This window comes from Ruegeria sp. CDSC045 (assembly GCF_059610725.1).
Genome location: NZ_JBXWOE010000001.1, coordinates 454,634 through 466,808, shown reverse-complemented (window position 1 = coordinate 466,808; position 12,175 = coordinate 454,634). Strand labels below are relative to the sequence as shown.

Genomic DNA, 12,175 nt, shown 5'->3' with positions numbered 1-12,175 from the left:
GGAATTGGGGCAGGTCATACCCTGCCCCAGATGTCATTTACGTGACGGGCAGCTTACGCTTCGGCAGGTGTTTCTGCTGCTGCGGGTGCTTCTTCCGCAACGACTTCTTCAACCGGTGCTTCTTCGAATGCGCCAAGATCAACGCCTGCTGCACCCATCTGAGCGGTCATGCCGTCCAGAGCGGCACGTGCTGCCAGATCGCAGTACAGCGAGATCGCGCGGGCTGCGTCATCGTTGCCAGGGATGATGTAATCGACACCATCGGGCGAGCAGTTGGTGTCGACAACTGCCACGACCGGGATACCCAGCTTGTTGGCTTCGGCGATGGCCAGTGCTTCTTTTTTGACGTCGATGACGAACAGCAAGTCCGGGACGCCGCCCATTTCGCGGATACCGCCCAATGAAGCCTGCAGTTTGCCCTGGTCACGTTCCATGCCCAGACGCTCTTTCTTGGTCAGGCCTTCGGCGCCCGATTCCATGGCTTCGTCAATCTGGTTCAGACGGTTGATCGACTGGGAAACGGTTTTCCAGTTGGTCAGCGTGCCGCCCAGCCAGCGGTGGTTCATGTAGTACTGGGCTGACTTTTCAGCTGCTTCGGCGATTGGGCCTGCGGCCTGACGCTTGGTGCCTACGAACAGAATGCGGCCGCCCTTGGCAACAGTGTCACGAACAGCCTGCAGAGCCTGGTCCAGCATCGGAACGGTCTGGGTCAGGTCCATGATGTGGATGCCATTGCGCGAGCCGTAGATAAACGGGCCCATGCGGGGATTCCAACGCTGTGTCTGGTGACCAAAGTGAACGCCAGCTTCCAACAGCTGACGCATGGAGAACTCGGGAAGAGCCATGCTTTATTTCCTTTTTCCGGTTTACGCCTCGGCGGGGGTGAAAGAAGCGGATGCTCCAACCGGCGGGCCAGATAAGGATGTCTCCCCTATAAAGCCCAAACCCCGCCTGCGGGTTTGAATGGCGCGCGTATACGGCAGGTTTTCAGGCAGTGCAAGGGCCAATCGCCCTATTTTTCAAGCCGCGCAAGGCTGTGCGCCTGACGCACGGTATCTTCGCAATAGGCGGCCAGGGCCTTTCGGTTCTCAAAGTCGCTGACCTTGGCTGGCGAATGATAAATTAGCTCTACGCCACCTTGGCGACGTGCTCCCAAAGTCTTTAACAGATGCGGTGCAAAATCCATGTCACCCCACCAGCCATAAAACCGGTCAGGCTCACCCTTAGGTGCATGGTAAACGACCGACACCGGTTGAACATACATGAAATCGCGTAGATCTTCGGTGAAGAATGCCGCAAAAAGTGTTGTTTTAAATGGTAAAATCCGTAGACCGTCGGTCGACGTACCCTCTGGAAAAAACAGCAGCTTGTGACCGGCTGTCAGGCGCTCCTGAAACAGAAGTGTCTGTTCGCGTGCCTTCTTGCGGTCGCGCTCGATGAAAACAGTACCTGTCGCTCGCGCCAGCCAGCCTATACCGGGCCATTTGGCTACCTCGGCCTTCGAGACAAAATAGATCCTTTTACGGGCATTCAGCGCAAAAATATCAAGCCACGAGGAATGGTTCGCAACAACCGCACCACGCTGGGTCATAAGCTCGCCGGTTGTACGGTAGCTAATCCCGAGAATCCGGAACGCATTACGGCATACGAACTGCGTGATGAAGGGCGTGACCGGACGGTGAACCCCATAGAGCGGGCGCTCGATCATGCGAAGGATCAGCAGGACAATCAGCCCGCTGAATACAAATACAGCAAGTGGTAAACCCCGAAGGAAGACCAATAGCCATCCGCAGACCCCCAGATTGATTGGGTCAGGTGCGTCTTCACTGTGCCATGAGGCGTCACTCATCACGTTACGCTCCACCATAGATGCGCCGTTGTCGCTCATTCATCCGCGCCGTGTCGAGGATAAGGCAAACATCGGTGGTATTGAACATATGGTCGATAAAGGCACCCTCGCCCACAAACCCGCCGAGACGCAGGTATGCTTTTATCAGTGCTGGAACCTGCACCATCGCTGCGCGCCGATCCAGTTTATCGCTATCCAGCATATCCATGGGCTGGAACACTTCGGGCTGAGCCCGAACCCGAAGGTCCGGAGGCGCAAGGTGATTGTGATGTAACATGGACAAAGGCTGAGCCAGAGCTTGAGGATCGGTGCCGTGGAAACTGGCGACGCCGAACAAGACCTCGATCTCGCGCTCGGCAACATAGGCGGCCAACCCGTTCCACAGGTGATACATTGCTGTGCCGCCGCGATAATCGGGATGTAGACATGAACGTCCCAACTCCAACAGCTTGCGTCCGCCTTGTTTCAAGATGGAAAGATCGTATTCATCTTCGGAATAGAACTGTCCGATTTCAGAAGCACGATCACCTGGTAACAGCCTGTAAACGCCAACAACTTTGCCAGATTGATCGTCAACCGCCAACATATGATCGAAATAGGGATCGAACCTGTCACGTTCCAGCCCGGCATCGTGGTCGACCATTTCCCCACCGCCGCCCAGTTCACGTATGAACACGTCATAGCGTAACCGCTGTGCAGCCCGCAATTCGGTGTCATTTTCGGCGAGTTTGACGGTGAAAGAAGGGCCTGCGTCCGGCATCAGAGGTTCCGTGTTGTTTCCGCGCTGATACCGCAGGTTTCAGGGGAATGGCAACATAGAGCACTTCGATCAAACGTTAACCTTTCTTAAACCAGTTTCACGGATCAAAGACCGGCATCAGGGCGATGCGTGTCCCGTCGATTACCACTTTTCCCTGCTCGCGGAAGTTTACGGTGATCTTATCTGCGATGTTGGATTGTACCTGTCCAATGCCCCAATCGGGGAAATCGGGGTGGCGGACATACATGCCCGGTGCGAGAATGGCATTCAGATCTGTCATCAAGGGGCTCCGGTCCGGCGGCAGATACAGCAGGAGGTACGCATGAGCGACTTGGACGTCAACCTGGCCGAACTGATCGGCTCGCGGATCTGCCACGATCTGATCAGCCCGATCGGGGCGATCACCAACGGCTTGGAGCTGCTTGAAATGGTTGGCGCGGTGCAAGGCCCCGAGATGGAACTGATCGCGGGAAGTGTCGGCAGCGCCGGCGCACGCATCCGCTTTTTCAGGGTCGCTTTTGGGTCGGCCAGCGATCATCCCCTTGGGCGGGCCGAGGTTTTAGAGCTGTTGAATGATGTCGAACGCGCAGGTCGTGTTCGCGTCAACTGGAACCTGACCGAAGCCGTACCGCGTAATCAAGTGAAACTGGCCTTTCTGGCGTTGATGTGCTGCGAAAGCGCGATGCCATTTGGCGGGGATGTAACGATCGTAAACGACGGGAAGAACTGGTCTGTGACAGGGACCGCGGACAAATTGAAGCTGGAAGCCGAGCTATGGAAGAACCTGCCCAGCGGACGGTTTACCAACAAGATCACCCCGGCGCAGGTTCAATTTGCGCTGCTGCCTGAATCCGCATCGTCGATGGGACGGCGGGTCGCGACCGATACGGCCTCAACCCGCGTCGAAATCCGGTTCTAAGACCGAACAGTCCCTGAACCGCGCACCAGATACTGAAAACTGGTCAGTTGAGCCGCCCCTACGGGGCCGCGCGCGTGCATCTTTCCGGTGGCGATGCCAATCTCGGCCCCCATGCCAAACTCACCGCCATCGGCGAATTGGGTTGAGGCGTTATGCATCAGGATCGCGCTATCAAGCCGTTCAAAGAACCGGGCGGCTGCAGCGGGATCCTCGGTCATGATGCAATCGGTATGGTTCGACCCAAACCTGCGGATATGAGCAATGGCGGCGTCGATATCAGTCACCGGCTTGGCCGCGATGATACTATCCAGAAACTCTTTGCCCCAATCATCAGAAGTGGCCGCGATAGTGCCATCAACGGCCAAAGTACCTTCGGCGTGTACTTCGACACCTGCGGCCAGAAGCGCCGATATGACATCCCTTCCCAGCGTTTCAGCGATATCCTGATGGATCAGCAGACATTCGGCAGCACCGCAGATTCCGGTACGACGGGTTTTGGCGTTCAAAACCACCTCCAGCGTCTTTTGGGGGTCAGCGGCCTTGTCGATATAGATATGCACAATGCCTTCCAGATGGGCAAACACGGGCACGCGGGCCTCGCGCTGGACTAGCCCGACCAGCCCTTTGCCCCCACGGGGAACGATCACGTCGACATAATCGGTCATGGTCAGTAGTTCCTGAACCGCCGCCCGGTCGCGGGTTGGGATAAGCTGAACGGCATCCTCGGGCAGGTTCGCCGATTTCAAGCCCTGAACTAAACAGGCATGGATGGCTGTCGAGGAATGGAAACCCTCTGATCCGCCACGCAGGATGACCGCGTTCCCGGATTTCAGGCACAACGCTCCCGCATCCGCCGTGACATTCGGGCGGCTCTCATAGATCACGCCGATCACGCCCAGAGGCGTGCGCACACGCTGGATGTTCAGGCCCGAGGGCATGTCCCATTCGGTCAGAACCTCACCAACAGGATCGGCCTGCTCTGCAACGGCGCGCAGCCCGTCGACCATGCCCTGAATGCGGGCCTCATCCAGCATCAGGCGATCCATCATCGCCGGGCTCAACCCTTTGTCGCGCCCGAATTCCATATCTTTCTTATTGGCCGCAATGATTTGTTCACGATTGGCCCAAACGGCATCGGCGGCACCGATCAGGGCAGCATGTTTACGCTCGGCGCTTGCAAATGCCAGCTCGGCAGCGGCGGCCTTGGCGCGTTTCCCAAGATCGGTCATCAGGTCGGGGATGCTGTCGAAATCCTTCATCTCAGGTGCCTTTCAGTCAATTTGTCAAACAGCCAGATCATCGCGGTGGATCAACACCGCGCGGCCAGGATAGCCTAGAGTGGCTTCTATCTCGGTCGATTTGCGCCCCTTGATAGCGTCTGCTTCTTGCGCGGTATAGCGGCTGAGCCCCTGCGCAAGCCGTCGCGCCTGTGGGTCCATGATCGAAACAGGATCACCGCGCCCGAAATCTCCGGACACTTCGACTATTCCTGCTGGCAACAGGCTTTTGCCATTGCTCAGCGCCTGCGCAGCCCCCGCGTCTACAACGATCTCACCCCGGGGTTTCATCGCTGAAATCCAGCGTTTGCGTGCGGCATGCGGATCAACAGTCGCGATGAACCATGTGCAGTTCGCGCCGTTTTCAAGCGTTTTCAACGGGTTCAGAGGGGAACCTTCGGTGATCGCCATGTCGCAACCAGCAGCCGTGGCCATTTTTCCCGCCAACAGTTTGGTCTTCATCCCGCCCTTTGATAGGCCGGAACCGGCATCACCCGCCATCGCCTCAATCTCGGGCGTGATGTTTTCGATGACGTCATACCGCCTGGCAGAGGCATCCTCATTTGGATTGGCCGAGTAGAAGCCATCAACATCCGACAGCAGGATCAGCTGATCAGCGCCAACAGTGACGGCGATCTGAGCGGCCAGACGATCATTGTCGCCATATCGGATCTCATCTGTGGCGACTGTATCGTTCTCGTTGACAATCGGAACGACTCCAAGCCCCAGCAGCGTTTCCAAGGTGGCGCGTGAATTCAGATAGCGGCGACGATCCGCGCTATCCTCCAGCGTGACGAGCACTTGTGCAGTGGTAATGTTGTGAGGCGTCAGGGCTTCTTCATAGGCGCGGGCCAGCCGGATTTGCCCGACAGCGGCGGCGGCTTGCGACTGTTCCAACGGAAGCGTGGCCATGGGCAGACCCAAAACGCCACGCCCCAACGCGATTGACCCCGATGAGACCAGAATGACGTCGGTCCCCTGCCCCTTTAGCCATGCGACGTCCTGAGCAAGCGAATGTAACCAATCAGATCGCAGCAACCCTGTGTTCCGATCCACCAGCAAGGCGGATCCGATCTTGACCACGAGGCGTTTGGCTGCGGTCAGGGTTGCCAAGGCAGTTCCTCCTCGGCGGGTTTCTGGCGCACGCGGTCATCGTCTATCCGACCGCGCAAAGCCCGCAGGACGTCGGTTACACCCAGATGTGCCACACCAGACATTGCCATTACGGAGCCTCCGACGGCCTCTTCAAGCTCGGTCTTGGCCAGTTCGCGTTCCTCGTCATCCAGGGCGTCGACCTTGTTCAAGACGGTGATGCGAGGCTTATCGGCCAACTCACCACCATAGGCTTCAAGCTCGTGAATGATCGTGCGATAGTCTTCGGCCACACTTTCCGAGGTGCCATCAACCAAATGCAGCAATACCGCGCAGCGTTCGACATGGCCCAGAAAACGGTCTCCGATGCCACGTCCTTCATGTGCGCCCTCGATCAGACCGGGGATGTCGGCCACCACGAATTCCACATTGTCGACACCCACCACGCCCAAATTGGGGTGCAAGGTGGTAAAGGGGTAATCGGCAATTTTGGGGCGTGCGTTCGATGTCGCAGCAAGAAAGGTCGATTTGCCGGCATTAGGCATCCCCAACAGACCGACATCGGCAATCAGTTTCAGGCGCAGCCAGATCGTGCGGTCGATACCTGCCTGACCCGGATTAGCCCGACGAGGAGCTTGGTTAGTGGCCGATTTGAAGTGCAGGTTGCCAAAACCGCCATTGCCGCCCTTGGCCAGAAGGACCCTTTGGCCCACCTCTGTCAGATCGCAGATAACCGTTTCTTCGTCTTCGTCCAGGATCTCAGTGCCGACCGGGACGCGAAGAATGATGTCATCACCATCTTTTCCGGTGCGCTGCTGCCCACGGCCAGGCTGACCGTTCTTGGCAAAGAAATGCTGCTGGTAGCGAAAGTCGATCAGGGTATTCAACCCATCCACAACTTCGACCCAGACAGAGCCACCTTTACCGCCGTCCCCGCCATCGGGACCGCCGTATTCAATGTACTTTTCGCGCCGAAAACTAACGCAGCCGCCACCGCCGGCCCCGGACCGGATGTAGACCTTTGCAAGATCGAGAAATTTCATGACTGTCCCCTACTGCAAAGGCCCCACCGGCCACAAGTCAGAGTTTTTTACTGTATGTCCAAGTGGGCACGTTCGCATCACGCGCCACCGAATAGATTTCGGCATCACCCAGGTATTCGAAACCACAATGCGTCAGCACCCTGGCTGAGGCTGGATTGTCCTGAAATACGCTTGCGAACATCGACGTGTTTTCAAGCGGATTGGCGACAACCAGTGCTTCGACTGCCAGAGATGCGATCCCGGTGTTCCAATAGACAGGAGCCACCCAATAGCCGACCTCGGATTGGTTGCGATCCAGGCGTTCCAGCGAGATCAGGCCTATCAGCTCCGGACCGCCATCCTTGGTCGCGTCCATCGCCCAGACATCCTCGCTGCGGTCTTCGGCCATGGACCGGGTCACAAAGGCCTCAACCGCGCCGGGCGGCAAAGGGTGCGCAATCCTTGTCGTCATACGCGCAACCCGCTCATCTCCGGCATAATGTTCGATGAGACCCAGATCCGACCGGCGCAGAGGGCGCAGATCGAACCGCTCGGTTTCTATGACCGGCTGGTTTATGATCGTCTCAAGTTTCATAGGTGCGTTCCTCCTCCGAACAACACAAAAAGTACAGACGCAACAGTGAGACCTGCTAACGTCCACATCAGATATTTTTCCATCGGCCGACCTTCAACCGCGTGGGCAATTCTATCTCCGGCAAATGTCCAGATTGGATGAAGAATCACCTGACAAATCAACAAACAAGCCGCGATTGCGAGCGTTGCCTCAAAAGTTGGTGTTCCGACGGCGACAAACCCCGTGAACCCCGCAACGATCATGGCCCAGGCCTTGGGATTGAGCGGATGAACAATCAATCCAGCCAGAAACCCTGGCGCTGCGCCATCAGCCTCTTGCCGGGACAGCCGCGTGTTGGCGATCTTCCAGGCCAGCCACATGATATAGGCCGCCGAGGCGTATTTCAGAACAGCAAACACCGCCGGCGCCTGATCCGCCAATTGCAGCAACCCAAAGCCCACCGGCCAGATGATTAGCTGCTTGCCCAGAATGACGCCGCCCACAAAAGGCAGCGCTGCCCGAAACCCGTAACGCGCACCGGTTCCCAGCAGGACCATATTGGCCGGTCCCGGCGTGCCGACCTGACTGGCGGCAAAGATCAGGAAACTGGTGGTTGCGACTGTCATCGGACTGTTTGATCGAACCTGCGTTAAAACGAAAAAAGGGACCGGCATTTTCTGCCGGTCCCCCAAGAATTTTCAAACCTTATGGGTTTCGGCTTACTCTGCGGCCTCCGCCACTGGCAGGACCGAAATAAAGGTGCGGTTTTTGAGGCCTTTGTGGAACTTCACAGCGCCATCAACAGTTGCAAAGATGGTGTGATCTTTGCCAATGCCTACGCCTTCGCCCGGCCAGAACTTGGTGCCGCGCTGACGCACGATGATGTTGCCTGAAATGGCGGCCTGGCCACCATACAGTTTCACGCCAAGGCGGCGACCAGCTGAGTCGCGACCGTTACGGGAGGAACCGCCAGCTTTTTTATGTGCCATTCTCTCTCTCCTTAGCCTTTAGCAAGCTCTTTGGCCTGCTCAACCCATTCGGGCTTCACTTTGACCGTTTCGATAGCAGCAATCTGCTCGTCCGACAAGGCGGCCAGAGCGGCAAAGCTCTCGATACCGGCCTCGTTCAGCTTTTTGGCAGCGGCAGGGCCGACACCGTTCAGCGCGGTCAGATCGTCTGCAGCAGCAACAGCGGCGGGTGCCTCTGCTTTGGCTTCTGCTTTCTTGGCGGGCTTTTTCGCTGCGGGTGCAGCTTCGCCAGCCGGCGCGGAACCGGTTGCAGCTTTGATGCCCGACTTGTCAGCGCCCGACGACAGGATGTCGGTGATCTTGACCAGGGTCAGCTTCTGACGGTGGCCAACGGTACGCTTCGAGCTGTGCTTACGACGGCGCTTGACGAAGTTGATGACCTTGTCACCCTTGATCTGTTCGATCACGTCGGCCTGAACGGCTGCACCATCTACAAACGGTGCACCAACAACCGGAGCGTCACCGCCCAGCATCAGAACATCGTTGAATTGAACTTTTTCACCTGCGTCGGCAGCCAATTTTTCAACGCGGAGGATATCACCCGCCTGAACCTTGTACTGCTTGCCGCCAGTCTTGAGGACCGCAAACATGCGTCTTTCCTTTGTCTAACCCGCGTTCTGTGGTCCCCTTGCGGGTGTTTTCGGCCTCAGCCACCTCGAACAGCGCGCCCTTTTTCGGGCTGTGTGAATGACCCATGGATCAGCCCCTTGGGTCAATAATAACGATACCCGGCGCGGAGATTCCGGCCGGGATGGGCGCTTATCCAAAGATTGCAGAGGAAAGTCAACATGAAATGGCGACTAAAGATCAGAGCCCTGTAAGACAGCCGCAACCGCCTTTCCCAGATCATAATAGATCTGATCATACATGCTGTCGAAGCTTTCGAACAGTGAGCTGTTCAGCGCTTGCCCTGTATCCGTTCGAGAAAACGCGATGTTCTTGCGCATTTGGGCGTTGCTCAAAGGGTTATAGGCCATCAACAGAAAGGAATACAGCCAGGTTTCTGTCTCTTGCTCGATCCCGTCCTTTTGCAGCAGAAGGTTGTCCAGAAGGTCGCTGTCATCGAGAACTTGGCCGTCATTTATCCCCCTGAAAAAGTTGTAATCCGCGCTCAAAGCGCTCCGCACATTCTGTTTGATCAGGTCGTTGGCCAGTATGTACTCTTCGACCAGTTTGAACTGCATGCTGTCTTTGGTGTTTTCGAAATAGGCCTGTTTTGCCAAGTCTTCGATTGCCGGATCAACAAATGCAAGCCGTGCGGAATTCTCAAGGGAAACGATGGTCTGGCCAAGATCGCTTTCAAAAAAGGCGATGGCGCGTTCCAAATGCACTTCATCCAGGCTTTGCCGGAATCCCTGGACCAACTGATCATACATCCAATCGGGATCATAAATCGCCTCGACCCGAGTTTCGAACAGAGCGCCACCGTTGCCATCCAACAAAGTGGCGTCCATCTCTTGGCTCATCTTTCCGCCTTCGGACAGGAGGATTTCGATCAGGTTCTCCAGACGCATTGCTTGCGCCAGCCGATCCGCTTTTTCCACGGCGCCGGATGATGTGGCCCAGAAGATCAGGGCAAAAACGATCAGAATGCGCATCAGATGTCCTGTGCGGGGTGAAGCTCGGCCATTTTGGTTGCCAGGACTTCGAATTTCATAGCCATTATCTCATACTGAATGGCGTTCAAAAGTTCGTAGACTTCCTGCATTAAAGGCTGTTCCAACGCCTCGACATAGGTGATGACATCCGCATCCGAGAAATCCTGATAGGTATAAGCAGCACCGGCAAGTGCAGAAAGCTGTAAGGCCTGTCGCATCCCGGTTTCGTTCTGTTTCATCATTGCGCGCAATTCATCTGCATCCAACTGCAGTTCGATCACACCTGAAGCGCTGGCGGCGAGGAGGAACCGGATTTGTATTTCCTGAAGGGCGCGCAAAGAAGTACCGCTTGAGTCGATGGCAGTGTTCATCCTTTTTAGACTCTCAACACGTTGAGAGCCTTCGCGGACAAGTTGAGCGACTATCTCTTGCCCCTGCTGTTGTTTCGCTTCGTCATCCTCGATCAGATGGGAAGCGTTTTCAGCAGAGACCAGTCGTTGACCCAGATCTGATGCATAGAATTCTACCGCGTGATTTAGCGCCTGATCGCTAAGCGTCTGCTCTAAAATCGAAACTGCAGTTTCATGCATGTCTTTGGTATCGAAAACTTCTTCGGTCAGCCGCGCCCAGTCCGACCCGAATCCATCGGGGTCAAAACCCAGCATCTGAGGTGCCGAGGCCGAGGCCAGAGCAATACTTTCAAGGGCAACGTCGAAACCGGTTGTGGTCAAGAATGCCTCGATCCTATCGCGCCCGGCAGCGGATGCCGGGATTGGCAGCATGAATACTGTGAAAAGAAACAGCGAAAGGGCGGTGGTGATGTGGTGCGTAAAATGTCTCATGTACAGAAGCCTAGGGGTTTTGCGGCATCTGGCAACGGAAAATCCTGGGATTGCTAAATTATGAAACTTTCTGCTTGCACCCCCGGGTGTTCATCACTAAATCCCCCCCTCACAGACCCCCGCGGAGAGGTGCCGGAGTGGTCGAACGGGGCGGTCTCGAAAACCGTTGTGGGTGCAAGCCCACCCAGGGTTCGAATCCCTGTCTCTCCGCCATCAGCCATTTAGCGCATGATTGGTAACCAGCTTTCCGGAATTTAGCTCAAGCACCTGAAATGCAGGCCTTTGTCGCCTTATTCGCTTTGCGCGCGTTCCTACGAGAATTCTTAGTTTCTGTGCTTCCCTGCTGAACAGGCATTTGTGCGACCCTGTGGGTCGGTTGACAACAATGGCATCTCGGCCACTGGTTGTTCAACGTTGGCGTGTTATTGCCATGGGATCGGCCCAGATCGGCGTACACTGGCTCAATCCCTTGTTCTGAGAGGATGTTCCACGAATTCCCCTTTCCAGTCCGCTAGTTTCCCCCCATCTCGGCGACACATATTTCAAAGGAGAATCCCATGTCGCGTATAATCTTGCTAGGGGTCGTCGTCGCCGGCGTTGGCGCCGCAATCTATTACTATCTGAATCAACCTGCCGCTCCGGTCGAACAGCCGCAAGCCGCCGCTGAAGAAACCGGAAACGCCGTGTCCGAAGCCGTAGAATCGGTTACCGAACAGGCTGGCGAAGCTGCGTCTTCCGTTACGGAACAGGCGGCTGAAATCGTCGAACAGTCCAGCGAAGCCGCGTCTGACTTAGCCACTCAAGCTGGTGAAACAGCGACTGAGCTGGCTGATCAGGCTGGAGAAGAGGTCGCTGCCCTCACCAACCAGGGGCAAGAGCTGCTGAATTCCTGGGTTGAGAGCGGCGCTATGAGTGTTGATAACTTTGACTATGACGCCATGGTGGCCTCAGTTCAGGAAAGCACACTGGCAGAAGAACTGAAGGTAAAAGCGGTTGGTATTCTCGATGATATCAAAGCCTCACCTGCAACAATCGCGCTGAAAATTCAGGAACTTCAGGCCCTGTTGACTGGTCAGTAAGAATTAGAAAGACCGCCGAAACAGGCGGTCTTTCCCTACGTCAAAGAATAGTTCGATTGACGCGCCTTTGGCCATTTGCTTGGCTGATCTGAACACATATGCCACGGTTGATGTCGATCATGGCCATTATTTTCG

15 protein-coding genes and 1 tRNA gene are annotated in these 12,175 nt (G+C 56.2%); 3 read left to right on the top strand and 13 right to left on the bottom strand.

Annotated features, from left to right (window positions below):
- Positions 1 to 53 precede the first annotated feature (53 nt).
- The 4 genes from rpsB to AC2FH6_RS02330 form a co-directional block, all read right to left on the bottom strand.
- On the bottom strand, positions 54 to 845 hold the full coding sequence (gene rpsB, locus AC2FH6_RS02345; protein ID WP_142633821.1) for a 30S ribosomal protein S2: 792 nt from the start codon (positions 843 to 845) through the stop codon (positions 54 to 56).
- 167 nt (positions 846 to 1,012) lie between these two features.
- On the bottom strand, positions 1,013 to 1,849 hold the full coding sequence (gene olsA, locus AC2FH6_RS02340; protein ID WP_271948058.1) for a lyso-ornithine lipid O-acyltransferase: 837 nt from the start codon (positions 1,847 to 1,849) through the stop codon (positions 1,013 to 1,015).
- Between the two features lie 4 nt (positions 1,850 to 1,853).
- The gene (gene olsB, locus AC2FH6_RS02335; protein ID WP_496688091.1) at positions 1,854 to 2,609 is read right to left on the bottom strand and encodes an L-ornithine N(alpha)-acyltransferase; all 756 of its coding nucleotides are present in this window, start codon (positions 2,607 to 2,609) and stop codon (positions 1,854 to 1,856) included.
- Between the two features lie 97 nt (positions 2,610 to 2,706).
- Positions 2,707 to 2,889 carry a DUF3553 domain-containing protein gene (locus AC2FH6_RS02330; protein ID WP_496701017.1) on the bottom strand — a complete coding sequence of 61 codons (183 nt, stop codon included), beginning with the start codon at positions 2,887 to 2,889 and terminating at the stop codon, positions 2,707 to 2,709.
- Between the two features lie 42 nt (positions 2,890 to 2,931).
- On the opposite strand from AC2FH6_RS02330, the gene AC2FH6_RS02325 reads away from it, so the two are divergent.
- Entirely contained in the window at positions 2,932 to 3,528 is a 597-nt protein-coding gene (locus AC2FH6_RS02325) for a histidine phosphotransferase family protein (protein WP_496701015.1), read from the top strand.
- On the opposite strand, the gene AC2FH6_RS02320 is transcribed toward AC2FH6_RS02325, so the two are convergent.
- The 9 genes from AC2FH6_RS02320 to AC2FH6_RS02280 all read right to left on the bottom strand — a co-directional run bounded on the left by AC2FH6_RS02320 (position 3,525) and on the right by AC2FH6_RS02280 (position 10,901).
- Positions 3,525 to 4,787, bottom strand: a complete 1,263-nt coding sequence (locus tag AC2FH6_RS02320) for a glutamate-5-semialdehyde dehydrogenase (protein WP_496701013.1) — start codon at positions 4,785 to 4,787, stop codon at positions 3,525 to 3,527. The genes AC2FH6_RS02325 and AC2FH6_RS02320 overlap by 4 nt on opposite strands.
- Before the next feature lie 24 nt (positions 4,788 to 4,811).
- Positions 4,812 to 5,918 (bottom strand): glutamate 5-kinase, encoded by a 1,107-nt coding sequence (gene proB, locus AC2FH6_RS02315; RefSeq protein WP_496701011.1) that lies wholly within the window; start codon positions 5,916 to 5,918, stop codon positions 4,812 to 4,814.
- Positions 5,906 to 6,940, bottom strand: a complete 1,035-nt coding sequence (gene obgE, locus AC2FH6_RS02310) for a GTPase ObgE (RefSeq protein WP_496691244.1) — start codon at positions 6,938 to 6,940, stop codon at positions 5,906 to 5,908. The genes proB and obgE overlap by 13 nt, the downstream gene beginning before the upstream one ends.
- A 37-nt stretch (positions 6,941 to 6,977) precedes the next feature.
- Entirely contained in the window at positions 6,978 to 7,514 is a 537-nt protein-coding gene (locus AC2FH6_RS02305; protein ID WP_142633834.1) for a GNAT family N-acetyltransferase, read from the bottom strand.
- Positions 7,511 to 8,119 (bottom strand): LysE family translocator, encoded by a 609-nt coding sequence (locus AC2FH6_RS02300; protein ID WP_496688076.1) that lies wholly within the window; start codon positions 8,117 to 8,119, stop codon positions 7,511 to 7,513. Before AC2FH6_RS02300 ends, AC2FH6_RS02305 begins: the two co-directional genes overlap by 4 nt.
- 93 nt (positions 8,120 to 8,212) lie before the next feature.
- A complete protein-coding gene (gene rpmA / locus AC2FH6_RS02295) occupies positions 8,213 to 8,482 on the bottom strand; it encodes a 50S ribosomal protein L27 (protein ID WP_120635433.1) in 270 nt (89 codons plus the stop codon).
- Between the two features lie 11 nt (positions 8,483 to 8,493).
- Entirely contained in the window at positions 8,494 to 9,111 is a 618-nt protein-coding gene (locus AC2FH6_RS02290) for a 50S ribosomal protein L21 (RefSeq protein WP_271947092.1), read from the bottom strand.
- A 210-nt stretch (positions 9,112 to 9,321) separates the two neighbouring features.
- Positions 9,322 to 10,119 carry a DUF2059 domain-containing protein gene (locus AC2FH6_RS02285; protein WP_281994622.1) on the bottom strand — a complete coding sequence of 266 codons (798 nt, stop codon included), beginning with the start codon at positions 10,117 to 10,119 and terminating at the stop codon, positions 9,322 to 9,324.
- Positions 10,119 to 10,901, bottom strand: a complete 783-nt coding sequence (locus tag AC2FH6_RS02280; protein WP_282021541.1) for a DUF2059 domain-containing protein — start codon at positions 10,899 to 10,901, stop codon at positions 10,119 to 10,121. Before AC2FH6_RS02280 ends, AC2FH6_RS02285 begins: the two co-directional genes overlap by 1 nt.
- A gap of 183 nt (positions 10,902 to 11,084) precedes the next feature.
- On the opposite strand from AC2FH6_RS02280, the gene AC2FH6_RS02275 reads away from it, so the two are divergent.
- Positions 11,085 to 11,174 (top strand) — tRNA-Ser (locus AC2FH6_RS02275).
- 344 nt (positions 11,175 to 11,518) lie between these two features.
- The gene (locus tag AC2FH6_RS02270) at positions 11,519 to 12,040 is read left to right on the top strand and encodes a hypothetical protein (RefSeq protein WP_281972111.1); all 522 of its coding nucleotides are present in this window, start codon (positions 11,519 to 11,521) and stop codon (positions 12,038 to 12,040) included.
- The last annotated feature ends 135 nt before the right edge of the window (positions 12,041 to 12,175 follow it).

Excerpts from the sequence above, each read along its gene's own strand:
- rpsB (WP_142633821.1), bottom strand. The coding sequence starts at position 845 with ATGGCTCTTCCCGAGTTCTCCATGCGTCAGCTGTTGGAAGCTGGCGTT.
- olsA (WP_271948058.1), bottom strand. The coding sequence starts at position 1,849 with ATGAGTGACGCCTCATGGCACAGTGAAGACGCACCTGACCCAATCAAT.
- olsB (WP_496688091.1), bottom strand. The coding sequence starts at position 2,609 with ATGCCGGACGCAGGCCCTTCTTTCACCGTCAAACTCGCCGAAAATGAC.
- AC2FH6_RS02330 (WP_496701017.1), bottom strand. The coding sequence starts at position 2,889 with ATGACAGATCTGAATGCCATTCTCGCACCGGGCATGTATGTCCGCCAC.
- AC2FH6_RS02325 (WP_496701015.1), top strand. The coding sequence starts at position 2,932 with ATGAGCGACTTGGACGTCAACCTGGCCGAACTGATCGGCTCGCGGATC.
- AC2FH6_RS02320 (WP_496701013.1), bottom strand. The coding sequence starts at position 4,787 with ATGAAGGATTTCGACAGCATCCCCGACCTGATGACCGATCTTGGGAAA.
- obgE (WP_496691244.1), bottom strand. The coding sequence starts at position 6,940 with ATGAAATTTCTCGATCTTGCAAAGGTCTACATCCGGTCCGGGGCCGGC.
- AC2FH6_RS02305 (WP_142633834.1), bottom strand. The coding sequence starts at position 7,514 with ATGAAACTTGAGACGATCATAAACCAGCCGGTCATAGAAACCGAGCGG.
- AC2FH6_RS02300 (WP_496688076.1), bottom strand. The coding sequence starts at position 8,119 with ATGACAGTCGCAACCACCAGTTTCCTGATCTTTGCCGCCAGTCAGGTC.
- rpmA (WP_120635433.1), bottom strand. The coding sequence starts at position 8,482 with ATGGCACATAAAAAAGCTGGCGGTTCCTCCCGTAACGGTCGCGACTCA.
- AC2FH6_RS02290 (WP_271947092.1), bottom strand. The coding sequence starts at position 9,111 with ATGTTTGCGGTCCTCAAGACTGGCGGCAAGCAGTACAAGGTTCAGGCG.
- AC2FH6_RS02285 (WP_281994622.1), bottom strand. The coding sequence starts at position 10,119 with ATGCGCATTCTGATCGTTTTTGCCCTGATCTTCTGGGCCACATCATCC.
- AC2FH6_RS02280 (WP_282021541.1), bottom strand. The coding sequence starts at position 10,901 with ATGCTGCCAATCCCGGCATCCGCTGCCGGGCGCGATAGGATCGAGGCA.
- AC2FH6_RS02270 (WP_281972111.1), top strand. The coding sequence starts at position 11,519 with ATGTCGCGTATAATCTTGCTAGGGGTCGTCGTCGCCGGCGTTGGCGCC.